General features: G+C 72.1%; 19 protein-coding genes and 2 pseudogenes. 9 read left to right on the top strand and 12 right to left on the bottom strand.

Going from position 1 to position 22,200, the window contains the following annotated elements; translation table 11 throughout:
* Nucleotides 1-374: 374 nt before the first annotated feature.
* Nucleotides 375-1,277: an HAD family hydrolase gene (locus ACSMXW_RS20750; RefSeq protein ID WP_485798236.1), complete on the bottom strand. Its 903-nt coding sequence runs from the start codon at nucleotides 1,275-1,277 to the stop codon at nucleotides 375-377.
* 111 nt (nucleotides 1,278-1,388) lie between these two features.
* Here ACSMXW_RS20750 and ACSMXW_RS20755 point away from each other — a divergent pair, with 111 nt between their 5' ends.
* The 6 genes and pseudogenes from ACSMXW_RS20755 (at nucleotide 1,389) to ACSMXW_RS20780 (ending at nucleotide 9,324) form a co-directional block, all read left to right on the top strand.
* The gene (locus tag ACSMXW_RS20755) at nucleotides 1,389-1,667 is read left to right on the top strand and encodes a glutaredoxin family protein (RefSeq protein ID WP_485798238.1); all 279 of its coding nucleotides are present in this window, start codon (nucleotides 1,389-1,391) and stop codon (nucleotides 1,665-1,667) included.
* Nucleotides 1,668-2,115: 448 nt separating this feature from the next.
* Nucleotides 2,116-2,910 (top strand): annotated as a pseudogene (locus ACSMXW_RS20760) (redox-sensing transcriptional repressor Rex); the annotation flags it as partial.
* A gap of 215 nt (nucleotides 2,911-3,125) precedes the next feature.
* Entirely contained in the window at nucleotides 3,126-4,952 is a 1,827-nt protein-coding gene (locus ACSMXW_RS20765) for a glutamyl-tRNA reductase (protein WP_485798239.1), read from the top strand.
* Entirely contained in the window at nucleotides 4,949-6,061 is a 1,113-nt protein-coding gene (gene hemC / locus ACSMXW_RS20770) for a hydroxymethylbilane synthase (protein WP_485798241.1), read from the top strand. Before ACSMXW_RS20765 ends, hemC begins: the two co-directional genes overlap by 4 nt.
* Before the next feature lie 125 nt (nucleotides 6,062-6,186).
* Nucleotides 6,187-7,905 carry a bifunctional uroporphyrinogen-III C-methyltransferase/uroporphyrinogen-III synthase gene (locus ACSMXW_RS20775; RefSeq protein WP_485808179.1) on the top strand — a complete coding sequence of 573 codons (1,719 nt, stop codon included), beginning with the start codon at nucleotides 6,187-6,189 and terminating at the stop codon, nucleotides 7,903-7,905.
* A gap of 666 nt (nucleotides 7,906-8,571) precedes the next feature.
* On the top strand, nucleotides 8,572-9,324 hold the full coding sequence (locus tag ACSMXW_RS20780; protein WP_485798243.1) for a hypothetical protein: 753 nt from the start codon (nucleotides 8,572-8,574) through the stop codon (nucleotides 9,322-9,324).
* A gap of 181 nt (nucleotides 9,325-9,505) precedes the next feature.
* Here the strand turns inward: ACSMXW_RS20780 and ACSMXW_RS20785 are convergent, their stop codons facing one another.
* The 9 genes and pseudogenes from ACSMXW_RS20785 to ACSMXW_RS20825 all read right to left on the bottom strand — a co-directional run bounded on the left by ACSMXW_RS20785 (nucleotide 9,506) and on the right by ACSMXW_RS20825 (nucleotide 17,460).
* On the bottom strand, nucleotides 9,506-10,840 hold the full coding sequence (locus tag ACSMXW_RS20785; RefSeq protein WP_485798244.1) for a hypothetical protein: 1,335 nt from the start codon (nucleotides 10,838-10,840) through the stop codon (nucleotides 9,506-9,508).
* Between the two features lie 808 nt (nucleotides 10,841-11,648).
* A complete protein-coding gene (locus tag ACSMXW_RS20790; protein ID WP_485798246.1) occupies nucleotides 11,649-11,900 on the bottom strand; it encodes a helix-turn-helix domain-containing protein in 252 nt (83 codons plus the stop codon).
* A complete protein-coding gene (locus ACSMXW_RS20795; protein ID WP_485798248.1) occupies nucleotides 11,900-12,445 on the bottom strand; it encodes a hypothetical protein in 546 nt (181 codons plus the stop codon). Before ACSMXW_RS20795 ends, ACSMXW_RS20790 begins: the two co-directional genes overlap by 1 nt.
* Nucleotides 12,436-13,212, bottom strand: a complete 777-nt coding sequence (locus tag ACSMXW_RS20800) for a hypothetical protein (RefSeq protein WP_485798250.1) — start codon at nucleotides 13,210-13,212, stop codon at nucleotides 12,436-12,438. The genes ACSMXW_RS20795 and ACSMXW_RS20800 overlap by 10 nt, the downstream gene beginning before the upstream one ends.
* A 381-nt stretch (nucleotides 13,213-13,593) precedes the next feature.
* A pseudogene (locus ACSMXW_RS20805) lies at nucleotides 13,594-13,719 on the bottom strand (IS630 family transposase); the annotation flags it as partial.
* Between the two features lie 669 nt (nucleotides 13,720-14,388).
* On the bottom strand, nucleotides 14,389-15,018 hold the full coding sequence (locus tag ACSMXW_RS20810; protein WP_485798251.1) for a DNA-processing protein DprA: 630 nt from the start codon (nucleotides 15,016-15,018) through the stop codon (nucleotides 14,389-14,391).
* Nucleotides 15,019-15,279: 261 nt separating this feature from the next.
* Nucleotides 15,280-16,131 (bottom strand): hypothetical protein, encoded by an 852-nt coding sequence (locus ACSMXW_RS20815; RefSeq protein WP_485798252.1) that lies wholly within the window; start codon nucleotides 16,129-16,131, stop codon nucleotides 15,280-15,282.
* Nucleotides 16,132-16,369: 238 nt separating this feature from the next.
* Nucleotides 16,370-16,630: a DUF397 domain-containing protein gene (locus ACSMXW_RS20820; RefSeq protein ID WP_485798254.1), complete on the bottom strand. Its 261-nt coding sequence runs from the start codon at nucleotides 16,628-16,630 to the stop codon at nucleotides 16,370-16,372.
* Nucleotides 16,627-17,460: a helix-turn-helix domain-containing protein gene (locus ACSMXW_RS20825; RefSeq protein WP_485798256.1), complete on the bottom strand. Its 834-nt coding sequence runs from the start codon at nucleotides 17,458-17,460 to the stop codon at nucleotides 16,627-16,629. The genes ACSMXW_RS20820 and ACSMXW_RS20825 overlap by 4 nt, the downstream gene beginning before the upstream one ends.
* 171 nt (nucleotides 17,461-17,631) lie before the next feature.
* Here ACSMXW_RS20825 and ACSMXW_RS20830 point away from each other — a divergent pair, with 171 nt between their 5' ends.
* The 3 genes from ACSMXW_RS20830 (at nucleotide 17,632) to hemB (ending at nucleotide 20,365) form a co-directional block, all read left to right on the top strand.
* Nucleotides 17,632-18,084 carry an ATP-binding protein gene (locus ACSMXW_RS20830; protein ID WP_485798258.1) on the top strand — a complete coding sequence of 151 codons (453 nt, stop codon included), beginning with the start codon at nucleotides 17,632-17,634 and terminating at the stop codon, nucleotides 18,082-18,084.
* 284 nt (nucleotides 18,085-18,368) lie between these two features.
* A complete protein-coding gene (locus ACSMXW_RS20835) occupies nucleotides 18,369-19,379 on the top strand; it encodes a helix-turn-helix domain-containing protein (protein ID WP_485798259.1) in 1,011 nt (336 codons plus the stop codon).
* Entirely contained in the window at nucleotides 19,376-20,365 is a 990-nt protein-coding gene (hemB, locus tag ACSMXW_RS20840; RefSeq protein ID WP_485798261.1) for a porphobilinogen synthase, read from the top strand. The genes ACSMXW_RS20835 and hemB overlap by 4 nt, the downstream gene beginning before the upstream one ends.
* A 99-nt stretch (nucleotides 20,366-20,464) precedes the next feature.
* On the opposite strand, the gene ACSMXW_RS20845 is transcribed toward hemB, so the two are convergent.
* Both ACSMXW_RS20845 and trpC read right to left on the bottom strand, forming a co-directional pair.
* Nucleotides 20,465-21,067, bottom strand: coding sequence for a phosphoribosylanthranilate isomerase (locus ACSMXW_RS20845; RefSeq protein ID WP_485798263.1), 603 nt, complete (start codon nucleotides 21,065-21,067; stop codon nucleotides 20,465-20,467).
* A gap of 66 nt (nucleotides 21,068-21,133) precedes the next feature.
* The gene (gene trpC, locus ACSMXW_RS20850) at nucleotides 21,134-21,934 is read right to left on the bottom strand and encodes an indole-3-glycerol phosphate synthase TrpC (RefSeq protein ID WP_485798265.1); all 801 of its coding nucleotides are present in this window, start codon (nucleotides 21,932-21,934) and stop codon (nucleotides 21,134-21,136) included.
* Between the last annotated feature and the right edge of the window lie 266 nt (nucleotides 21,935-22,200).

Consider the following 22,200-nt stretch of genomic DNA (forward strand, 5'->3'; position numbering starts at 1 on the left):
AGGGGCGCGGGGAGCTGCGCCACCAGCCACGACGAGACCGTCAGGTCGGCACCGCCTTGGAGGGGCGTTCTCTGTCGTTTCCGGACCAGCCGGTGGTGGGTTGCGCGCGCGGTCCCCCGCGCCCGTGAGATGGACCGGGGCGCAGCCCCGCCTTGAAGGGGCGCGGGGAACCGCGCGACAAGCCACGACGAGACCGTGAGGTCGGCACCGGTCCGGACCGTCAGGTCGGTACGGGCCCGGACCGTCAGGCCGGTACCGGCCCGGACCGCCAGGACGGCGCTGGGCCCGGACCGCCAGGCCGGGACCGGCCGGGAGGGGCGGTCCCGGTCGTGTCCCGTCGGGTGTCCCGGAGCCGGAAGGCTCCGTGGGCTTCGTCAGTGGCGCCGGCGGGAGATCGCGATGGCCGCGGCCGTGCCGCCGGCCACCGCGCCGACGCCCGCCGCCGCGGGAATGCCGACCTTGGCGGCCTTGCGCGCCGTGCGGTAGTCCCGCAGCCGCCAGTCACGCTCGCGCGCGTACTTCCGCAGCTTGCCGTCCGGGTTGACGGCGTACGGGTGCCCGACGAGGGACAGCATCGGAATGTCGTTGTGCGAGTCGCTGTACGCCGCGCAGCGGGACAGGTCGAGTCCCTCGGCGACGGCCAGCGCCCGCACCGCCTCCGCCTTCGCCGGCCCGTGCAGCGGCTCGCCCACCAGCTTGCCGGTGTAGACGCCGTCGACCGACTCCGCGACGGTGCCGAGGGCGCCGGTCAGGCCGAGCCTGCGGGCGATGATGGTGGCCGTCTCCACGGGCGCGGCGGTGACCAGCCAGACGCGCTGCCCGGCGTCCAGGTGGGCCTGGGCCAGCGCGCGGGTGCCCGGCCAGATCCGCTCGGCCATGTACTCGTCGTAGATCTCCTCGCCGATGGCCATCAGCTCGGCGACGCGGTGGCCCTTGACGATGGAGAGCGCGGCCTCGCGGACGTCCTGCATGTGGTCCGGGTCCTCGACGCCGGCCACCCGGAACCACGCCTGCTGCCAGGCGAACCGGGCCAGTTCGCGGCGCTGGAAGAACTTCCGCTTGTACAGGCCGCGCCCGAAGTGGAAGAGCGCGGCGCCCTGCATCACGGTGTTGTCCAGGTCGAAGAAGGCGGCGGCCTTGTCGTCACCGATGACGGGGAACTCCGCCGCGGCGTCCTCCCGGGACTTGCGCGCGGCCTCCGCAGAGGCCTCGCCGGCGAGCACGCTGCGCGCCGTGGCCGAGCGCCTGCGGTGGGGGAGCCATCCTAGAGCGGACATGACGTGAGCATAGCCAGTTCGTACGGTGCTCCGGAGTCGGGCGGATCCGGGGTGCGTGAACTCTCCGCGACGAACCGTTGAATGCTCGGGCGGCCGGGTCAGAATGGACGTATGAGCCCTGTGTTCCGGCGACCCGGTAAGAAGCCCCCCGAGGAACGGGTCGTCACCCTGATCCGCAAACCCGGCTGCCATCTGTGCGACGACGCGCAGGCCGTGGTGGAGAAGGTCTGCGCCGAGCTGGGGGCCACCTGGGAGGAGCGCGACATCACCCAGGACGAGGAGCTGTACCGCGCGTACTGGGAGCAGATCCCGGTGGTGCTGGTGGACGGCGCGCAGCACGACTTCTGGCGCGTCGACCCGGCCCGGCTGCGCCGCGCGCTCACCTCGTAGGCCCGGCGCGCCCGGCCTTGCGCCCGTGCCGCGGGAGCCGGTGCGCGGCGCCGCCCTCCGGGTGCGGACACGCCGCGGCCCGTGCCGCGAACGTGCCGTGGTTGTCTCGCATCGCGGACATCTGCTGTCACGGGAGTGGTTCGTGATGGAACAGTCACGGTCCGAGGAGGCATCAGGGGCCCGTGGCGGCTTACGATCGAAGGCGGTCTGATCTCGGGGGCGAGGATCGTGAGGAGTGTGTTCGGCTTTGCCCCCGTCCGTTGAGGAACGAAGCCGCCCGGGCGGCGGTTCTCCGGGCCCCTCCCGGAGGTGCGTGACCCCGGTCACGTTGCCCGGGCAATTCGGACACAATCTTTGTGCACGCGTTCACAAAGACATAGCCTGCAGGGGACGGGGCGGTCCCGGGACGTCTGACCGCCCACAGCCCCGCTCTACCCGCAGGAGCATCGTGGCAACTGGCCGAACGCACCGACCGGCGACCCGCAGCCGAGGGATTCCCGAGGCCACCGTCGCCCGGCTTCCGCTGTACCTGAGGGCACTCACCGCACTGTCGGAGCGATCGGTCCCCACCGTCTCCTCGGAGGAGCTGGCGGCCGCGGCCGGGGTCAACTCCGCCAAGCTCCGCAAGGACTTCTCCTACCTCGGCTCGTACGGCACCCGCGGGGTCGGCTACGACGTCGAGTACCTCGTCTACCAGATCTCCCGTGAGCTGGGCCTCACCCAGGACTGGCCGGTCGTCATCGTCGGCATCGGAAACCTGGGCGCGGCGCTCGCGAACTACGGCGGGTTCGCCTCCCGCGGCTTCCGGGTCGCCGCGCTGATCGACGCCGACCCGTCGATGGCCGGCAAGCCGGTCGCGGGCATCCCCGTGCAGCACACCGACCAGCTTGAAACGATCATTCACGACAACGGCGTCTCGATCGGCGTGATCGCCACCCCGGCCGGCGCCGCCCAGCAGGTCTGCGACCGCCTGGTGGCCGCCGGGGTCACCTCCATCCTGAACTTCGCCCCCACCGTGCTCTCGGTGCCCGACGGCGTCGACGTCCGCAAGGTGGACCTCTCCATCGAGCTCCAGATCCTCGCCTTCCACGAGCAGCGCAAGAACGGCGAGGACCGCGACGAGCGGTCGCCTCTCGCCGAAGCCGAAGCCGCTGCCGCTGCCGGCGCGGGTGCCGGCGCCCGCACCGGCACCGGCACCGGTGCGGGCGCGGTCGTGCCCGGTGCGGGCGCCGTCGAGCCGGCCGCGGGCGCCGCCGCGGCCCCCGCGGGCACCGCGGCCCCCGCCCCGGAAGCCGCGAACCCCCCGGGAGCCGCCCCGCCCGGAAGCACCACCGCGCCGGACGCGGCCCCCACGGGTACCCCCGCGCCAGAAGCCGCCCCGGGCGCCGCCGCAGGAACCGCCACGCCGGGAGTGAGCCCGAAGGGACCCGACGGGGACGTCCCCGCCGTGATGCCGGCATGAGTCTGCTCGTCGTCGGCCTGAGCCACCGCAGCGCGCCGGTCAGCGTCCTGGAGCGTGCCGCGCTCTCCGCGGACGCCGCCGCCAAGCTGCTGCACGACACCGTCGAGTCGGAGCCCGCCGCCGAGGCCGCGGTGCTCGCGACCTGCAACCGCATCGAGCTGTACGCGGACGTCGACAAGTTCCACGCGGGCGTCTCCGAGCTGTCCACACTGCTCGCCCAGCACAGCGGCGTCGGGCTCGACGAGCTGACGCCGTACCTGTACGTGCACTACGAGGACCGGGCCGTGCACCACCTGTTCTCGGTGGCCTGCGGCCTGGACTCGATGGTCGTCGGCGAGGGCCAGATCCTCGGGCAGATCAAGGACGCGCTGGCCACCGCGCAGGAGCTGCACACCGCGGGCCGCCTGATCAACGAGCTGTTCCAGCAGGCGCTGCGGGTCGGCAAGCGGGCGCACTCCGAGACCGGGATCGACCGCGCCGGGCAGTCGCTGGTCACCTTCGGGCTCGAACAGCTCGCGGACTCCGGCACCGGGGACGGCGCCGAGGCCGCCGTACGCGCCTGGGCCGCGGGCAAGCGGGCGCTGGTGATCGGCGCGGGCTCGATGTCGTCGCTGGCCGCGGCGACGCTCGCGCGGGCCGGGGTCGCCGAGGTCGTCATCGCCAACCGCACGCATGCGCGTGCGGAGCGTCTCGCGCGGATCCTGACCGAGAGCCAGGGCGAGGGACCGGGCCCGCACGGCGGCACCTCCGCCCCGGCCCGCGCGGTCCGTATGGAGCTGGTGGCCGAGGAGCTGACACGTGCCGACGTGGTGGTGTCCTGCACCGGCGCCACCGGTCTCGTGCTCACCGCCCGGGACGTGGCCGCGGCGGTCGCCGACCGGCTGCCGCCCGGTACCGCGGCCCCCCGCCCGGACGAGGCCGGCGCCGCCGGCGCCGCCCAGGACGGCCGCACCCGGCCCGGCGCGGCGCAGGACGCCGCGGCGGGCGCCCCGGGCGCGGCGAAGAACGACGCCTGCCCCGTGGACCTGGCCGCCGTGCAGGAGGCCGCCGGAGGGTTCTCCGTGCAGGGCGAGGCGGCCGTGGCCGGCATGGACGCCGCCGCCCTGGAGCAGCACGCGGCCTGGGTGGACAAGGGCATCGGCGCGCCCGCCCGCCCGGGCCGGGCGCGCGTGGTGCCCGACCCCGCCGCGGAAGCGGACGCGATCGCCGCGCTGGCCGCCGCCGCGGCCGTGGGCCGGGTGCCCGAGCTGCGCGGCCCCCGGCAGGACGGGCCCGCCGCGCGTCCGGTGCTCTCGCTGCTCGACCTCGCCATGCCGCGCGACGTCGACGTGGAGGTGCACCGGCTGGCCGGGGTGCGGCTGGTCGACCTGGAGTCGCTGGCCGCGGCCTCCGCCGACGCCCCGATGGCTGCCGATGTGGACAAGGTGCGCGTCATCGTGTCCGACGAGGTCGCGGCGTTCGGGGCGGCCCAGCGGGCCGCGCGCATCACCCCGACGGTCGTCGCACTGCGTACCATGGCCGCCGATGTGGTGGCCGGCGAGCTGGCTCGTCTGGACGGGCGGCTGCCGGAGCTCGACGGACGGCAGCGCGCCGAGATCACGCAGACCGTGCGGCGCGTCGTCGACAAACTGCTGCACGCGCCGACCGTACGGGTCAAGCAGCTCGCGGCCGAGCCCGGCGGTGCCGGGTACGCGGACGCGTTGCGGACCCTGTTCGACCTGGACCCGGAGACCGTCGCCTCCGTCTCCACGGCCGGGCGGAACGATACGAAGGACCTGAACGAGGCGGCCGTCAAGGGCGCCGAGAACCGAGGGCGAGCATGACCGACCGCAATTTCCCGGGGGACCCCCCGCAGACCTCGGGGCCTCCCGGACCCGGCGCCAGGGCGCCCGGAGGGGGCGCGCACACCGGCGGTGAGCGGGCCCCGAGCGGCACGGCGCTGCGGCTGGGCACGAGGCGCAGCAAGCTCGCCCTGGCCCAGTCCGGGCTGGTGGCCGAGGCGATACGAAAGGTGACGGGCCGACCCGTCGAGCTGGTGGAGATCACCACGTTCGGGGACACCACCCGCGAGCCCCTGGCGCAGATCGGCGGCACGGGCGTCTTCGTGACCGCACTGCGGGACGCGGTGCTGCGCGGCGAGGTCGACCTCGCGGTGCACTCCCTGAAGGACCTCCCGACCACGCAGCCCGAGGGGCTGACACTGGCCGCGGTGCCGCGCCGCGAGGACCCGCGGGACGTGCTGATCGCCCGCGACGGCCTCACCTTCGCCGGCCTGGTGGCGGACTCCTCCCGGCCCGCCCGGATCGGCACGGGGTCCCCGCGCCGGATGGCCCAGCTCAACGCCTACGCACGCGACCACGGGGCGGTCATCGAGACCGTTCCGGTGCGCGGGAACGTCGACACCAGGCTCGGCCTGGTGGCGAGCGGCGAGCTGGACGCGGTGGTCCTCGCCGCCGCCGGTCTCATCCGGCTCGGCCGGAGCGCCGAGGTGACCGACTTCCTGTCGGTCGACACGGTTCTGCCCGCCCCCGGCCAGGGGGCACTGGCGGTCGAGTGCGCGGCGTGGAACGCCCCGCTGGCCGCCGTGCTCGGCGAGCTCGACGACCCGTACACACGGGCCGCCGTGACCGCCGAGCGGTCCCTGCTCGGCGCCCTGGAGGCCGGCTGCAGCGCACCCGTGGGGGCGCTGGCCGACCTTCCCCCACTCTCGGCTCCGCTCGAGCGGGGGGACCCCCAGGTCGACGGGCAGCTTGTCAAGGAAATGCGCCTGCGCGGCGTCGTCGGCACTCCCGACGGCACCACACTGGTGCAGTTGTCCACCACCGGTCCCGTGCCCGAGTCGCACGACCAGGCAGTGACGCTCGGCCGTGAGCTCGCGGCCGAGATGCTCGCCAAGGGCGCGGCCGGTCTGATGGGGGAGCGAGCACTTTGAGCCCCACCACCTCGAACCATCCGACCCACTCCGCCCGCGGCACGGCCGCCCCCAACGGAAGGGCCACACCGCACGGCACCGGCGTCCCCAGACAGTCCGGCACCGCGCAGGGGCACGTCACCTTCCTGGGCGCCGGGCCAGGGGACCCGGGGCTGCTGACCCTCCGTGCCGTGGAGGCTCTGGCCAACGCCGATGTGCTGATCGCCGAGCCCGATGTGCTCGATGTGGTCCGGGCGCACACCAGAGCCGGTGTCACCGTATGGGACACGGCCACAGCGACGCAGCCGGAGTCCCGCACGGGCCCTGCTGATGATTCCGGAAGCCCCGGTTCAGGCACGGCCGCCGCCGGGGATTCGGGCACGTCTCAGCCTGCGGTCCTCGACGGCGCGTCTGTTGACAGCGCGTCAAAAACCGCTGACATCCCCGCGTTGAGGGATGCGGCCAATCTTGTCATGGCGGCTGCGCGGGGCGGCAAGCGGGTCGTCCGTGCGGTCGTCGGCGACCCCGGTTTCGACACCACCGCGGCCGACGAGATGCTGGTCTGCGCGGCCGGGGGCGTGCCCTTCGAGGTGGTGCCCGGCATCGCCACCGCGGTCGGCGTGCCCGCCTACGCCGGGGTGCCGCTGCGGGACGCGCAGGGCACCGACGTCCGGTTCGTGGACGCGCGCACGGCGCCCGAGCGGTGCTGGACCGAGGTCGGCGCGTCGGACGGCACGGTCGTCGTCTCCGCCACGCTGGAGACGGTGGCCGCGGCGGCCGGGGAGCTGGTGGCCGCGGGGCGCAAGCCCGACACGCCGCTGACCGTCACCATCGGCGGCACGACCACCCGCCAGCGCACCTGGACCGCGACGCTCGGCACCATCGCGCAGACCCTCAAGCAGGCGAAGGTGCTGCCGTCCCCGGACGGCGGCCGGCCGGTGATAGCCGTGGTCGGCGAGCGGTCCGCGGCGGCCCAGCGCGAGCAGCTTTCCTGGTTCGAGTCCAAGCCGCTGTTCGGCTGGAAGGTGCTGGTACCGCGGACGAAGGAGCAGGCCGCGTCGCTCTCCGACCAGTTGCGCTCCTACGGCGCCGTGCCGCACGAGGTCCCGACGATCGCCGTCGAGCCGCCGCGCACCCCGCAGCAGATGGAGCGCGCCGTGAAGGGCCTGGTCACGGGCCGCTACGAGTGGATCGCCTTCACGTCCGTGAACGCGGTCAGGGCGGTCCGCGAGAAGTTCGAGGAGTACGGGCTCGACGCGCGCGCGTTCGCCGGGATCAAGGTGGCCGCGGTGGGCGAGCAGACCGCGAAGGCGCTGGTCGCCTTCGGCGTGAAGCCGGACCTGGTGCCGAGCGGCGAGCAGTCCGCGGCGGGCCTGCTGGAGGACTGGCCGCCGTACGACCCGGTCTTCGACCCGATCGACCGGGTGTTCCTGCCGCGCGCCGACATCGCCACGGAGACGCTGGTCGCGGGCCTGGTCGAGCTGGGCTGGGAGGTCGACGACGTCACCGCCTACCGCACGGTCCGCGCGTCGCCGCCGCCCGCGGAGACCCGCGAGGCGATCAAGGGCGGCGGCTTCGACGCGGTCCTGTTCACCTCGTCGTCCACGGTCCGGAACCTGGTCGGCATCGCCGGCAAGCCCCACAACGTGACCGTGATCGCGTGCATCGGCCCCGCCACGGCCAAGACCGCGCAGGAGCACGGGCTCCGGGTGGATGTCATGTCCCCCGAGCCGTCCGTGCACGCGCTGGCGGAGGCACTGGCGGAGTTCGGCGCGGGGCGCCGCGAGGCGGCGATGGAGGCGGGCGACCCGGTCACCCGCCCGAGCGAGCGGCGCCCGGGGGCGCGGCGGCGGCGCACCACATAAGCCCCCGCCTGAGACGCGGCCCTGCCGCGAATGGCCCGCACCGTGAGCTCGGGTGCGGGCCATGTGGCGTTTCGCCCGCGCTGCCGGCGCGTGGCGAGTGCACGGTGGGCCCGCGCGGAGTGCGGGTCGGTGTTCGACGCGGCCGTGGTCCGGCAGGAGCAGGCCGGGGTGCGTGCTGCCGGTGCCCCGGGATGCCTCACAGCCGAGCCCCCCGGATACGGGAAAGCGCTCCTGTGGCGGGCGTTGTCATGGGATTATCAACGGCCTAGTCGTACACCTCACTTCTCAATGCTGGGACTTCGCATGGCGCAGACGTCAGGCACTCCGGCGGCGCCCTCGGGCGCCCCCGTCGCCGCCGGGGACCAGAGCGGAGCCGTTGGGCCCGGACCGCGGCCCGAGCCCGGGGCAGAGGCGGTCGCTCCGACGCGGCGGCCGGTCGTCTCGCAGCCCCTCCCTCCCGAGCAGCCCCCTCCCGTCGCACCGACGACCACTCCTGCGGCCGGCCCGGGCCAGGGGACCAGGCCGGGTCGGGGCCTGAGCGCCGCCAGGACGGTCGCGGCCGCCTCGACCGCCACCGCCCGGGCCGCGACCGCCACCGCCGGCGCCCGGAGGGGGGCCTCCACCGCCGGGACCGCGACCGCGGCGGCACCGGGCTCGGGGCGCCGGGTGAAGCCCGTCCTGGTGGCCGCGGGGATCGCCGGCGCCCTGCTGATCGGCGTCCCGCTGCTGCTCCTCGGCCGTGGCCACGACGACGGGAAGGACGTCACCGGCCGGTCCGACGTGTCCACGGGCACGGTGCTCGGCGGCGCCGACGACGACAGCGCGAAGAGCGGCCTCGCCGGGGCCTCCCCGTCTCCGTCGGGGACGGGCACACACCGGGGGAGCCCCGCGACGAACGAGAAGCCGGAGGCGGCGAAGGCCTCGCCGAGCGACGTGCCCCGGGCGTCGCAGAAGGCCGAGCACGCGGCACCGCGCACGACGGACCGGAGCACCGCCGGGTCCGGCCGCACGCACCACGAGCGCGCCGGCACGGATGACTGGAGGCACTGGGTCGCCGCCGACGGGACCGGAAGGCAGCACACGGGCGCCACCACCGCCGTGATCGGCGGGCCCCGGACCCTGAGCGCCGGCCAGTCCTGGAGCGCGACGCGTGCGCGCATGGTGATGCAGGGCGACGGCGATCTGGTCATCTACGACGAGCACGGGCACGCGCGCTGGGCCTCGCACACCTCCGGCCGGGGGAACAGGGCGGTGTTCCAGGCGGACGGCGACCTGGTCGTCCGCAGCAGCACCAACAGGACCCTCTGGACCTCACGGACCGGCGGTCACGACGGCGCCGTGCTCGTCCTCCAGGCCGACGGCAACGTCGTGATCGAACGGGGCGGCCAGGTGTACTGGGCGTCCCACACGCAGCACTGACGCGGCCGGGGCCGTACGGGCCCCGCCGGTCCCGCCGGACCTGCCGGTCCCGCCGGACCTGCCGGTCCCGCCGGACCTGCCGGTCCCGCCGGACCTGCCGGTCCCGCCGGACCCCGCCCGTCATCCGTCGGCGGGGTCCGGCGGCTGGGGCCGGCGGGTGCGCGGGCCCGCGGGTGAACGGCTACTCGTCGTCGAAGCCGGTCGCCTCCCCGTCGGACAGCGCCTCCCCATCCTCACCCTCGTCCTCGGGCGTGTCGTCGGTGTTCGACTCGGCTCCCGCGGTGCGGGCGGTGTCGGCTCCCGGGTGTGCGCGGTCGTCGAGGACGATGGTCACCGGCTCCCCGTCGCCGGCCAGTCCGGTGAGGCTCGTGCGGATCCGCTCGTAGAGGGTGCCGGCGAGTTCCCCGTCGCCGTCGCCCTCCCGGGCGCCGGCCTCGACGGTGTGCAGGCTGATCAGCAGGGCGATCAGGGAGCGCCCTGACACGTCGGCGCGCACCCGCTCCTGCCCGGTGTCGGCGACCTGCGGTGGCACGCGGAAGTGCGGGTGGCGGCCCGCGTGGGCGGTGATGAACCCCCAGACGTCGCGGTGGCACAGCAGCACGGCCGACGACACCCGGGCGGCCTGCCGCAGCAGTCGGGTGTGCTCCTCGGTGACCTTCGCGACGGCCCCGGCGTCACGTTCCCGCAGCGCCCCCGCCGCCGCGGCCACCTCCTCCCGGACCCGGCCGAGTTCGGCCCGCCACTCCTCGCGTGCGGCGTCCAGACGGCCGCACCAGTCGTCCGCGATCGTGTCCAGTCGGGCGCGCACCTCGTCCCGGACGGCGGCGACGACCGCGCGGACGGTGTCCTGCACGGTCTGCTCGACCCGCGCCGCGCTACGCGTCCCCCCGCCCGCCTCGCCGTCGGCCTCTCCGCACGCCGCCCCGCTCACGCCGTCGCGCTGCGCGGGAATGCGGATGGGCGCGGACTCCTCGGCCGCGGACCCCTCGGGCGTGGACCCCTCGGGCGTGGACCCTTCGGGCGCGAGGGCGGGCTCCGTCAGGACACCGGCCGGGGACGGCTCCGCGGCGGGGCCGCTCCCGTCCACGCCGAACGGCGTCGGGAGCACACGGGGGTCCACATGGCCGGACGCCCCGGCGGAGTCCGTCCTCGCGCCCGAGGGGTCCCCGGGGGCAGCGGGCGCCGCGGGCGCGGGCGCCGCCGCCTCGGCGAGCCTGTCCACCGCCGCCGTGACGGCCCGCATGTCCTGCTGCACCTGGGCGAGCGCCCGCTGCACCTCCTCGCCGAGGTCGATCCGGCTGGACGCCAGCCGGTTCCGCGCGTCGCGCAGGTCGTTCCGCATCCGGTTCAGCTCGTCGCCGACCGCCTTCTGCGTCTCCTCCTGGGCGGCCCGCCCGCTCCCCTCCAGCTTCTCCACCGCGCCGGCCAGCGCCTCCCGCAGGTCTTTCCCGGTGTGCAGGACGGTGTTGTGCAGCATTGTCAGCGTGTTGGAGCAGTCCCCGCGCCTCGGCACCATGTGCGCCCCTCGTGATAGCGATCCGTAGTTGGATGATTGCGAGGAGTATCGTGCCCGGTGTGTCGTCCCCGCGCCTCCAGAACCAGGAACTTCCGCACCAAGAGCGCGGGATTCAGCCAATACTGACTTCGGCTCGTCAGGTGCACTTCGGCGGAGTCCCTGACGGGCCTGGAGTGGTGGTGGTATCCCATGCTGTGTGCGATATGCAGAGGGGGCGGGCTGGCTGCTGGGGGACGCCGGCGCCGGGAGACCGTGCGGATGCAGGCGGCCGAGCTGTTCGAGTGGAAGGTCAAGCCGTCTCAGGTCGCGTGGCGACTGCGGGTGAGCCGGACGTCGGTTTGTCAGTGGCACTGGTTCTGACGGTGAGCGGGCGGCGCTCGGGACGGCTGTCGGTGGCCGGAGTGGTCGCCATGCGGCCCGGCTCCCGGACCCGGCTGTGCCACCGTGTGCGCACCCACCCCTCGGGCAGGGGCAAGCGCCTTCAGCATCACTCCGGCACCCTCGACGGCTTCATAGCGGGCACTGGCCTGACCCTCGACGAACCAACGCCACCTCGACAAGCCGAAGTCGGTAAGGCCCTTGGCGCCGGTTCCCAGTCCGCCCTTCCCCGACCCCCAACTACTCGTCGTCCGTGGAGTGTTCCGTCGAGTGTGTGGATGCGGACTTCCTGAACCACTTCACTCCAGCGGTGATTCCTACGACGATCAGGACGACGACCAGACCGATTGCAACCTTCATCCCTGTGCCCATCGTTCCGTACACGATGCTCTCCCATCAGATAGAGCGGCTGACCATCGAGGCTCGATGGTCATGCTTTTGAATTTTCACCATGGCCTGTCCGAACAGTGAGGATGTCGCCGGGCTGGCACTCCAATACCTCACAGATGCGAGTCAGTGTGCTGAAGCGGATCGCTTTTGCGCGACCATTCTTGAGTACAGACAGGTTGACGTTTGTCACGCCCACCCGAGTGGCAGGCTCGGTCAGTGTCATTCCGCGACGCTGAAGAATCTTGTCAAGGTGAACGACAACAGCATGGCCGCCGTCTTCTTCGGGGGCCATCAGACGAGTCCTTCGAGGTCTTCCCGCATCCTGGAACCGTCACGGGTGATCCGGGCGAAAGTAAGCAGACCAAGACCAGTAAATATGGCCAGATAGGGCGCATTCCAGGCCTGGAGCCAGGAGACGGCTGTGATATCCACTCCGCGGGCGAGTGACGCCAGGAGGGCCGTCCGCGAGACAGCAGCGACGGTTGCAGCAGCCACGCTACCCACGAGGAGCCACCATCCCAGCAGTCGCAGCCGGGTGGCGGTCTGCAGTGTGTGCACTCCGCCGCGTGAGGCGCCGCGGAGCAGCAGGCTGAGGAAGAAGAGGCCCCCGACGCTCAAGACGAGTGATGCCAGGGGGCCGAGGTTGGCCAGGATGTTCTGCGCGGTAGTTGCGCTCTCTGCGCAGTAGCGCGGAACGGAGCCGACGCGGGCGCCCGGTTCGGGGGTGAAATCTCGCCCCGTGTATGAGCTGTTGGAGGTCCAGTCCGTGCTGCAGACGCTGCCGCTGCGCCAGCCGTGGACAGTGGAGAGGATGAATGCGGCAACCATCAGAGCCATGAGTAGCCGCAGAGCCACCGAGGCCACGGTAGTGATGGGTTCGAGCAGTTTCCGGTGGCCGTCCAGACGGTCTCCGACTGGGCGTTGTCGGCCGGCGGGGACGAGATCCACTCCTTCACCGGACTGTTGGAGAACGAAGCAGCCGGGACGTAGTTGTAGTGAGTGGCGCTACCGGGGTAGACCTTGGTCGTGTCAGTGCCGTTGACCTGGTAGTTGGTGCGGACGCTGACCTTGGTGACGCGAATACCGAAAACCGTGTCGTAGACCGTGTACGAGGCCCACATGTCGTGGTAGCTGGCAGCCGCGGCGGGACCTGCTTGACCGCCCGCCTTGGCGACGCTCTGGACCTCCGGTGCGGCCTCTCCGGTCTCTGTCACTATCTCGACCTTGTGCCCCTCGCCGAGCACGGCCGTGGACACCGACGACGTGGGTGGCGTGTCGAGCTCCTGGCCGTCGGCTGCATCGTCCGTCGCGTCTGTAACCGCCGCGACGTACGCCTCGGTCGTCTTCTGGTCACTGATCAGCGTGAGGAATCTGTACTGATCCTCGATCGAGAGTGCCTTGAACTGCCTGGCGATATCGGCGGCCTCAGCGTCGCCCGCAAGCGCCCTGCCCTCCAGGTAGGAGACATAGTTCGCGGCAGTAGTGGTGGGCCCCGGAGGCTGAACGCCCCCGGCGACGGCCGTGCCGGGCATTCCCATCAGCGCCATCGCAGCAAGACCCGCACTTAGCGTGGCAATGGCACCATTACGAATTGTCGAACGCATGACTTTGATTCCCCTCTATGGCATCCGATTCCGAGGTACGGAATCGGGTAAGAGGAAATGGTGAAGCGCAAGCCACGTAGGATGCGCAAGCCCCCAGTCCCCCCGCTGGCAGGTCCAGTTGAAAGCTTTCTTCGCCCGGCCCTCCCAGTGACCATGCGGCATCCGCACAGGAACGTCAACGAATGTTCACTTAATTGAGCTTATTTTGAGCACGCTGTATGGCGAAGGCCCGCAAAGCGGGCATCGGTACGGTGGTGAGTCTCCGTCACCCTGTCCGTGGGAAATGCCGAGGTTTCCCATGGGCTCGCCGGGGGCCCAGAGCTCGAGGGCCAGGCCAGTGCCCGCTATGAAGCCGTCGAGGGTGCCGGAGTGATGCTGAAGGCGCTTGCCCCTGCCCGAGGGGTGGGTGCGCAGACGGTGGCACAGCCGGGTCCGGGAGCCGGGCCGCATGGCGACCACTCCGGCCACCGACAGCCGTCCCGAGCGCCGCCCGCTCACCGTCACAACCAGTGCCACTGACAAACCGACTTCCGGCTCACCCGCAGTCGCCACGCGACCTGAGACGGCCAGGCCGTCCGGGACGATGACGTTGATGGCCTCGAACACCTCGACGTCGGCGTCTGCCTTGTCGGCGGCCTGTTGGAGCAGGGTGTGCAGGCGGTGGCTGACGCGCTGGTGCGGCAGGCCGGACAGGGGGCTCATCATCAGAGCGCCCCCGACCAGCTCCACCCGCTGTGCCGTGTCCTCCGGAAGTGCCAGGACATCGTCGAGCGTCCACGGTCCGACGTGCTGATGGCCAACACGCATTCCCTTCACCCCTCCCGTGCGGTCCCTCCCCGGTGTGCCCGCCGTGAGGCCGGTGTCTCCCGTGGCCGGACCGCCCGGTGCGGCGCTCGTGGCGAAGCGGCGGTGCAGCCGAACCGGAGTCAGAGCCGGAAGTCGGCTGGCGTCGGGCGGTCGGTTCAGGCTGGGTCCCCAGTGGCCAGCGGCAGATCGTGTTGCGGCAGGTCGTCTGTTCGTCGTCCCAGCTCTGGCTGCACACCGGACAGTGGCGCGGTACGAGCGGGCGCAGAGTCTCTGCGGCGCAGTCCGCGCAGGTCGACGGCGTGCCGTTCAGCCGGAACGGGCAGGCGCGGCAGTTGGGGAACCCTAACGGCTCCAGGTCTAACGGCCGGCTCACAGACCCGCCAGCGCGAGCTGTAACCGCTGCCGGCCGACCTGCTGGAGCTTCTCGGGCTCTCCGAGACGGCAGAGTACGTCGTCCAGGTCGGTGACCTCGACCGCCGCCCCCTCGGCGATCATCTTCCGCGCCCACTCCTCGGTGGCGGCCAGCGAGCGCAGGAGGAAGAGGTGCTTGCGGTGCGCGGCCGCGATCCTGGCCTGCATCTTCGCACCGGAGGTGGCGGATGCCTCAATGCCGACGCTGCCGCGGCTCGCGCCGGAAGTGACCACGTTGCGGCGGGGGAAGGTCCAGGTCGCAGTGGACGAGCTTGGCCAGAACTGCGACAGCAGCGCGCCGCCCGCGGTCAGGATCCGTTCGGCCAGGGGCTTGTTCCGGGCGGCGCGGCGCAGGCCGACGTCGCTCGCGCTACGGGTGCCGACGACGGCCACGGAGCGGGCGTCGCGGTCATCCAACGCCCCGAGGTGGAACAGGAAAGGCGGCAGATCGGGCACGAGCCGGAGATTGGCCGGGTACTCGGGGTCGAGTACCGTCACCAGCCGGGCCCCGACCGCCTCCGCGTGCTCCAGCTCGGCGGAGACACGCCGGCGGGCGTCGTCGATGCCGGCGAGAGCCTTGCGGAGCACCGGAACGGTCCGCCGGGAGACGGCGGACTCCTCCGGAATGTCACCTCCGAGGACGACCTGCAACGCCTCGGGTGACTGGCACGTGCGTGCCAGAGGGCACTGCTGATGCGCTGTGGACCTGCCCTCATCATGGCGCATCCCGCCCTGGCCTGACACCGGTACGGGGGCCCGGGCAGTAGTACGGCTGCCGGGTGTACGGCTCCTCGTCGTCGGGGTGGCCCGGTCCGTCCCGGTCGGACGAACGGGCCGGATGGCGAGGGGTCACGGTGCGGTGCAGGTCACCGCTGCGCGGAGGGTCTTCTCCCGGTCGGAGGTGTTGATGGCGCGTATGAGCCAGGTGTTCGACGTGAGGTCTCCTGACGAAGCGTACAGGTAGACGCCGTTCGCGGTGACGTCGCCGGTGCCGCCGCCGGCGGGGACCCGCCCGGCCGGGCATGAGACCTGGGCCGTTCCGCTCCTGCCCGGGGGCAACACGGTGAAGCTGTCACTGACGACGGTGACGTGCAGTGTCTTCGAGCAGATGACGACGGCGCTCATCGTCTCCGTGGCGTTGCCGTGGTTGGTCGCCGCGATGCGCCATCGGTCGGGCTTCGGCGTGGAGAACTGGGTGTACACGGTCGGGGAGGTTCCTCCCGGGGCGAGCCCCAGCTCCATGCCACCTCCTGTGACCGCCTCGTCGGGCTGGCACGGTACCTGGGAGAATCCGGTGGCCCCGCCATCGACCCTGAGATCGTCCGAGTGCCGTTGCACGAGGCGCTCGGGCGTGCAGACGGCGTAGGGGGTGATGGTGTGGGCGGTCGTCCGGTCCGTGTTGACCGCCTCGATCTCCCAGCCGTCGTGTTCCGGATCACCGCTTCGCACTGCCGGGTGCGTCATGGTCAGCCGCAGGGCACTCGCGTCCTCGGGACTCCGGTTTCCTCCCCCGCTGACGTGCAGCCCGTCGGGGCACTGTGCGAAGGAGTGGGCGGACTCGCCGGGTGGGATGGACACCGTCGGTCCCAGCGCCTCGACGTGCTGGGCGGTCGGGGCCGCGGCGGCGTCAGGGGAGGCCGAGGCCGTTCCCGAGATCAGCAGGGTCACGGCGATCAGGATGGGAAAACGCGGGAAGCTCATGGCGACTCCAGGGCGAGTCAGGTTGTCCCGAGCGTGGTGGACAGCGGGTCCGCCGCCGGCGATCGGCCGCGACGGTCTGTACCTCGGCTGTCCGCCCCCCCCAGCACAAGAGCGTGGCACCGGGAACTCCGGCGCGCCACTCGGGTCGCCGATTCACCTGAATGGAGGTGCGGCCCGCGCCCGTCGACCGGACGCGGGCCAGGGTCAGGGCCAGGGCCAGGGCCAGGGGCTCGCCCCGTCAGTGCCCGGAGGCGTAGGGCAGGAAATCGGCCCAGGCGGTGGGGGTGAGGGTGAGGCGGGGGCCTGTGGGATTCTTGGAGTCGCGGATGAGGATGGTGTCGGGGGTGGTGGCTATCTCTACGCAGTCGGGTCCTTCAGGCGTGCTGTAGCTGCTCTTCGTCCAGGCGACTTCGACGCAGTCAGGCTCGTCTGCGCCGCTGTAGCTGCTCTTTGTCCACGTGAGGGCTGGGTCGTCCCCGGAAACCGGCGTGAGGTTCATGTGTCTTCCAGAATCTTCTCGATGAAGTCCAGTGACTCTTGGGGGGTGAGGGCCTGAGATCTGATGATCCCATAGCGGATGGCGAGGATGGGGGCAAGTTCCAGCTCGGCGATCTCGCGGCTGATGAGCTCTACTCCGCTGTATCCCACGGTGCTTCCATCCTTGAGCCTGAGCACTCGGAACGAGCCGTCCATCCCGGCGTTCCCCTCACGGTCCAGAGGCATGATCTGGATGTCAACGCTCGGGAGCCGACCGAGTTCCAACAACCGTTCGAGTTGCTCGCGCATCACCATTGTGCCCCCGTAAGGGCGTCGCAGCGTCGACTCGCACTGTACGAAGCTGAAGATCGGCAACCCGTTGGCGCTGTGGATGATTTCCTGGCGGGCCAGTCGCCCAGCGAGTCTCTTCTCCATCTCCTGCTCGGTGAACGGCGGCCTTCGAGCACTGAATACGGCCCTTGCGTACTCCTCTGTCTGCAACAGCCCATGGATCACGGAGTTGTTGTAGGCACACAGCTCAACTGCCCGCGCCTCAAGCTTCTTCAGGTCCCGTACCTTCTTCGGATACCGGACCTCCGCCAGATCCTTCTTCATCGCCGAGATCTTGCCGTCCGCGCCCAGCACCTCATCTGAGGCGTCCAGGTACTCCGGGCGTGGAATCCGCTTACCCCGCTCCACCGAGGAGACCAACTCCTCCCCGTACCCGATGGCCGCCCCGAACTCCGTCTGTGTGAGGCCCGCGGCCTGCCGCCACAGTTTGAGCTGCCTGCTCACGAACTTGATCACGGCCTCGGCCTCGTCGTCGTCCAGAACCGTATCCGAGTCACCCATCTCCGCTGCCTCCCCGTCGAGTCCCTACGTGCCCAACCCCGGGCGCCCCCGGCCGGTCACCCCGCACGACCCGTACAGAACCGGGCGCCAGCCGTACATCCGCCGGACGGTGAAGGTTCGCCCGGGCGTCGTTCCTTCACAGCGTATGCACGCATGGACACGCTGTGTCACATGAATCAGCAAACCGCCGAACCGCCCACCCCCGTGCACGAGTTCGCCGTGCCGCTCTCCGCCACCCGCCGGGGCGCCCGGCTCGCCCGGCTGCTCGCGGTCGAGCAACTGCGCTCGTGGGGACTGCCGTTGGACCCGGCCCAGCTCGTCGTCGCCGAACTCGCGGCCAACGCCGCCCTGCACGGCCGGGTCCGGGGCCGCTGCTTCCTCTTCGGCCTCTACGTCCACGCGCCCGCGACGCTGCGCATCGAAGTCGCCGACACCCGGGGCGACCGGATGCCCGCCCGCACGCCTGCCGCGGACGGTGTGCCCGGCGAGTCCGGCTACGGGCTGCTGCTGGTGGAGGAACTGGCGCACCGGTGGGGCGTGGAGTGCGGGCCGACGCCGCGCAAGACCGTGTGGGCGGAACTCGATCTCGCCCCGCCCACCGCCCCGTCCCCACCCTGTGGATGAACGACGCACCGGAGCCCGGAAACACGTGGCCCGGTGGAGCGGGGGCCCGGGCTGCGGGCTGTAAAGGAGCAAAGAACCGGGGAGAAAACCCTCCCAACCGGCCAAACCCCGCCCACGTCACTCACGAGGGTGAAAGCGGGCGGCCTGGCTGGCGTTCGCCGCGTCGAGCCGTGCAGGCTCGGCCCTGGCAAGCCGCAGAACAGACCCCACACATGCTTCGGCCCCCGCCGGGACGGCAATCCCAGTGCGAGGGCCTGACCATCGAGGAAGAACGGACCTTCCCCATGGCTTACTCCAAGCCTAACGGTGCCGGACGCCCGCAACAGCGTGTTCGGCGAACGACCACCCACTCAGGTGTCACCCACGTACGGGCGTACCAGCCGAGCCGGTACACGATCGTCGGCAACCACCTCGTCCAGCACCGCGAGCTGTCGCTGACCGCGATCGGTCTGGCCACCCACACCCTGTCGCTGCCGGAAGGCGCCGCCGTCGACATCCGCAGCCTCGCCGAACGCTTCCCGGAAGGCCGGGACCGGATCGCCTTCGCCCTGCGGGAGCTGGAGGCGTGCGGCTACCTGGAACGCGTACGGGAGCGCACCGCGGCGGGGCGGCTCGTCACCCGCACCTACGCGCACCACGCTCCCGTCGGGGCCGCCGCCCACGTCGCACGCGTCGCCCACGCCGCCCCCGCTGGACCCGTGCCGCCCGCACTCCCCGAGGCCGTACCGCCGGACCGGCCCGAAGAACCTGAAGCGGCCACCCCAGCCGCCCCGGAGGTTCCGGAGGCCCCGACCACCCCGGCCGTGCCGACCGAGCCCACGGCCCCGTCCGAAGAAGGCACCGCCCACCACCCGCACCACGACCGCGCCGTCGCCCTCCTCAGCGACCTGCGCCGCACCGCCGACCGGCTCACCCTTCCCCGCCGTGATGTGCACCGGCTCGCCCCGGCCGTCACCGCCTGGTTCGACGCCGGTGCCACGGACGCCGTCGTGCACCGCGCCCTCACCGCCGACCTCCCCGCAGACCTCAGGAACCCGCCGGGCTGGTCGCCCACCGCCTCCGGGAGCTGTTGCCGCCGCCCCTGCCCGCGCCCTCACCGGCGCCGGTCCTCCCGCCCCGTTCCAGACCTGCGACGGCTGCGAACGCGCGTTCCGCGCCTCCCGCCCCGGGCGCTGCCGCGACTGCCGGACAGGACCGCCGACGGCGGTGGGCCGGTACCGGGCGGCCTGAACCCGCCGGGCCGACAAACTGTCGGTAAAAGGACAGTCGGACCGGGCGTACCGTGGTGGACATGACGACGTACGGTTCCTTCCCCGCGGCGCGGCCCCGGCGGCTGCGTCGTACGGCCGCGATGCGGCGCATGGTCGCCGAGACCCGGCTGCACCCGGCTGACCTGGTCCTTCCCGCCTTCGTGCGGGAAGGGATCACCACCCCGGTGGAGCTCGGCTCGATGCCGGGGGTGTACCAGCACACCCGGGACACCCTCCGCAAGGCCGCCGTGGAGGCGGCGGAGGCGGGCGTGTCCGGGATCATGCTGTACGGCGTGCCGGAGGACAGCAAGAAGGACGCCGTCGGGTCCGCAGGGACCGACCCGGACGGCATCCTCCAGGTCGCGCTGCGCGATGTCCGCGCCGAGGTCGGCGACGACCTGATCGTGATGTCGGACCTGTGCCTGGACGAGTTCACGGACCACGGCCACTGCGGCGTCCTGGACGCCCACGGCCACGTCGACAACGACGCCACCCTGGAGCGGTACGCCGAGATGGCCCGGGTCCAGGCGGAGGCCGGTGCCCATGTGGTGGGGCCGAGCGGGATGATGGACGGCCAGATCGGCGTGATCCGCGGCGCGCTCGACGCGGCGGGCCGCGAGGACGTCGCCGTCCTCGCGTACACCGCCAAGTACTCGTCCGCGTTCTACGGGCCGTTCCGCGAGGCCGTCGCCTCGTCGCTCAAGGGCGACCGGAAGACGTACCAGCAGGATCCGGCCAACGCCCGCGAGGCGCTGCGGGAGCTCGCCCTCGACCTTCAGGAGGGCGCGGACATGGTGATGGTGAAGCCGGCCGGGCCCTACCTGGACATCCTCGCCAGGGTCGCCGACAGCGCGGACGTGCCCGTGGCCGCGTACCAGATCTCCGGCGAGTACGCGATGATCGAGGCCGCGGCCGAGCGGGGCTGGATCGACCGGGACCGGGCGATCATGGAGACCCTGACGGGCATCAAGCGGGCCGGCGCCCACATCATCCTGACGTACTGGGCCACAGAGGTCGCACGACAGCTCTGAGGGCAGGCGCCGAGCGCCCGGGACAGGTTCGGCGTGACGATGTGGACGCCTGTCCTCGACAACGTCGTCCTGCTCCCCGGGTGTTCATGCGTCGCCTGGTCAGGCCGGTGGGTCCGTCCGCGCCGCGGCGACGAACTCCCGGATGAGCCCCTGGTCCTTGACCCCCCGGCTCGACTCGACGCCGCTGGACACGTCGACTCCCCACGGCCGCACGGTGGCCACGGCCTCCGCGACGTTGCCCGGGTGCAGACCGCCCGCCAGCATCCACCGGCCGCCCGGGTCGGCCACCGACGACCAGTCCCAGGTCCTGCCCGAGCCGGCGCGCTGTGAGTCCAGGAGGAGGATGTCCTCGCCGCTGTCGCCGGTGCGCAGGCGCTCGCCCGGCTGCGGGGACGTCGCGCGGACGAGTCGGACGGGCAGGTCACGCAGGGCCGCGAAGTCGGCGGGCCGGTAGTCGCCGTGCAGTTGAACGGCACGCAGGTGCGACCCGGCCACAGCCCGGCGGATCCGGGGCACGGGCACACCGAGGAACACCGCGACCGTGAGCACGTCCGGTGGCACCGCCGCCGCCAGCCGGTCGGCGACCTCCGGGCTCACCTGACGTGGGCTTTCGGACAGGACGAACCCGATCGCGTCCGCGCCCGCCTCGACAGCGCACTCGACATCGGGCAGGTGACGCAGGCCGCATATCTTCACGTACATGGTGTGGTCTCGCAGGTAGGCCGGGAGTGTGGGTCGGTGTGTACGCCCGTGTCGGCGGTCGGGGAGTCAGGACGCCTGTACTCGCGCGTTCGCCGCATCGATGAACTCACGAACGGAGGTCCGCGGGTCTCCCGAGCGCACCAGGGCCTCACCGACCAGCACGACGTCGGCGCCCCAGCGCCGGTACTCGGCGACGTCCTCCGGACCGGCCACCCCGGACTCCGCCACGCGGACCCTTCCCTGGGGGATGAGGGGCGCGAGGTCGGCGAAGACCGAACGGTCGACTTCCAGCGTCGTGAGGTCCCGGGCGTTGATCCCCAGCACCTGCGCCTCCGTGCCGGCTGCCCGCTGGAGCTCTTCGGCGGTGTGCGACTCCACGAGCGGCGTCAGGCCCACCTGACGGCACAGCCCGATCAGGTCGGCGAGCTGACCTCCGTCCAGGGACACGACCATCAGCAGCGCCAGGTCGGCACCGTGCGCACGGGCCTCCCACACCTGGTACGGATCGACGATGAAGTCCTTGCGGAGGACCGGGACATCGACGTGCGCGCGTACGGCGTCCAGATCGGCAAGTGATCCTCCGAAGCGGCGCCGCTCGGTCAGCACGCTGATCGCGGAGGCGCCACCGGCTGCGTACCGGGCGGCCAGAGAGGCCGGATCCGGGATCTCGGCGAGATCGCCCTTGCTCGGGCTCTTGCGCTTGACCTCGGCGATGATCGACACACCCTCGGCCCGGAAAGCCGGCAGGGGGTCGATGGCGGGCGGCATGTCCGCCACCCGTGCGCGCAACTCCGCGAGAGGCGTCTCGCTCTTGCGCTGCTCAAGGTCCTCACGGACACCTGCCAGGATGCCATCCAACACGCTCATGTATATCTCCTCGCCCCCACCGGGATGGCTCAGAAGTTACGGTTACCGGCTAATTTCTACTCCCCTGTTCGTACGGAGACCCGGAAGGCGCGGGTGATTGGCATCACGCTCCCGGTGGCGTCCGCCTCGGCAGGCGGAGTTCGCCATGCCGGCCCGGGACGGCGAAGGGTTCGAGCGGGGGTCTTGGCATCTCGGTGCCGCGGGCGCCGGGGCACACGGGTACCGCGGGGTCCTGGGCACCACGGTGCCCGTCGGGCTCCGCGTGC

The organism is Streptomyces sp. DSM 116793, assembly GCF_057320905.1.

What these genes read in the sequence shown, in the direction of transcription:
- ACSMXW_RS20750 (WP_485798236.1), bottom strand. Translation starts at nt 1,277, where the DNA reads ATGTCCGCTCTAGGATGGCTCCCCCACCGCAGGCGCTCGGCCACGGCG.
- ACSMXW_RS20755 (WP_485798238.1), top strand. Translation starts at nt 1,389, where the DNA reads ATGAGCCCTGTGTTCCGGCGACCCGGTAAGAAGCCCCCCGAGGAACGG.
- ACSMXW_RS20765 (WP_485798239.1), top strand. Translation starts at nt 3,126, where the DNA reads ATGAGTCTGCTCGTCGTCGGCCTGAGCCACCGCAGCGCGCCGGTCAGC.
- hemC (WP_485798241.1), top strand. Translation starts at nt 4,949, where the DNA reads ATGACCGACCGCAATTTCCCGGGGGACCCCCCGCAGACCTCGGGGCCT.
- ACSMXW_RS20785 (WP_485798244.1), bottom strand. Translation starts at nt 10,840, where the DNA reads ATGGTGCCGAGGCGCGGGGACTGCTCCAACACGCTGACAATGCTGCAC.
- ACSMXW_RS20790 (WP_485798246.1), bottom strand. Translation starts at nt 11,900, where the DNA reads ATGGCCCCCGAAGAAGACGGCGGCCATGCTGTTGTCGTTCACCTTGAC.
- ACSMXW_RS20795 (WP_485798248.1), bottom strand. Translation starts at nt 12,445, where the DNA reads ATGGCTCTGATGGTTGCCGCATTCATCCTCTCCACTGTCCACGGCTGG.
- ACSMXW_RS20800 (WP_485798250.1), bottom strand. Translation starts at nt 13,212, where the DNA reads ATGCGTTCGACAATTCGTAATGGTGCCATTGCCACGCTAAGTGCGGGT.
- ACSMXW_RS20815 (WP_485798252.1), bottom strand. Translation starts at nt 16,131, where the DNA reads ATGAGCTTCCCGCGTTTTCCCATCCTGATCGCCGTGACCCTGCTGATC.
- ACSMXW_RS20820 (WP_485798254.1), bottom strand. Translation starts at nt 16,630, where the DNA reads ATGAACCTCACGCCGGTTTCCGGGGACGACCCAGCCCTCACGTGGACA.
- ACSMXW_RS20825 (WP_485798256.1), bottom strand. Translation starts at nt 17,460, where the DNA reads ATGGGTGACTCGGATACGGTTCTGGACGACGACGAGGCCGAGGCCGTG.
- ACSMXW_RS20830 (WP_485798258.1), top strand. Translation starts at nt 17,632, where the DNA reads ATGAATCAGCAAACCGCCGAACCGCCCACCCCCGTGCACGAGTTCGCC.
- ACSMXW_RS20835 (WP_485798259.1), top strand. Translation starts at nt 18,369, where the DNA reads ATGGCTTACTCCAAGCCTAACGGTGCCGGACGCCCGCAACAGCGTGTT.
- hemB (WP_485798261.1), top strand. Translation starts at nt 19,376, where the DNA reads ATGACGACGTACGGTTCCTTCCCCGCGGCGCGGCCCCGGCGGCTGCGT.
- ACSMXW_RS20845 (WP_485798263.1), bottom strand. Translation starts at nt 21,067, where the DNA reads ATGTACGTGAAGATATGCGGCCTGCGTCACCTGCCCGATGTCGAGTGC.
- trpC (WP_485798265.1), bottom strand. Translation starts at nt 21,934, where the DNA reads ATGAGCGTGTTGGATGGCATCCTGGCAGGTGTCCGTGAGGACCTTGAG.